The sequence below is a fragment of the Clostridioides sp. ZZV14-6387 genome (assembly GCF_020657835.1).
In the GTDB taxonomy this organism is placed as follows: domain Bacteria; phylum Bacillota; class Clostridia; order Peptostreptococcales; family Peptostreptococcaceae; genus Clostridioides; species Clostridioides difficile_A.
Genome location: NZ_JAGWCW010000145.1, coordinates 1 through 377, shown reverse-complemented (window position 1 = coordinate 377; position 377 = coordinate 1). Strand labels below are relative to the sequence as shown.

The 377-nt window shown below is 52.8% G+C and carries 3 tRNA genes; all 3 read left to right on the top strand.

The features are described from left to right. Window positions 1-80: 80 nt before the first annotated feature. The 3 genes from KGF38_RS20140 (at window position 81) to KGF38_RS20130 (ending at window position 376) form a co-directional block, all read left to right on the top strand. Window positions 81-154: transfer RNA gene (locus tag KGF38_RS20140), tRNA-Ile, on the top strand. Window positions 155-165: 11 nt separating this feature from the next. Further along, window positions 166-241, top strand: a tRNA-Trp gene (locus KGF38_RS20135). Window positions 242-302: 61 nt separating this feature from the next. Continuing rightward, window positions 303-376, top strand: a tRNA-Pro gene (locus KGF38_RS20130). Window position 377: the final 1 nt, after the last annotated feature.

Here is a 377-nt window from a genome sequence, read left to right as displayed (position 1 = left end):
GAGGTGTAGCGCAGTTTGGTAGCGCACATGGTTTGGGACCATGGGGCCGGGGGTTCGAGTCCCTTCACCTCGACCAACTTGGACCTTTAGCTCAGTTGGTTAGAGCGCCCGGCTCATAACCGGTAGGTCTGGGGTTCGAGTCCCTGAAGGTCCATTATTCTTCATAGGGGTGTAGCTCAGTTGGTAGAGCGTCGGTCTCCAAAACCGTGCGCCGGGGGTTCGAGTCCCTCCACCCCTGCCAAATTAAAAAGGACTTGAAAAAAAATAGATTTTAGAGTAGTATAAAATAGTAAATGAAATTTCGAGGTGTAGCGCAGTTTGGTAGCGCACATGGTTTGGGACCATGGGGCCGGGGGTTCGAGTCCCTTCACCTCGAC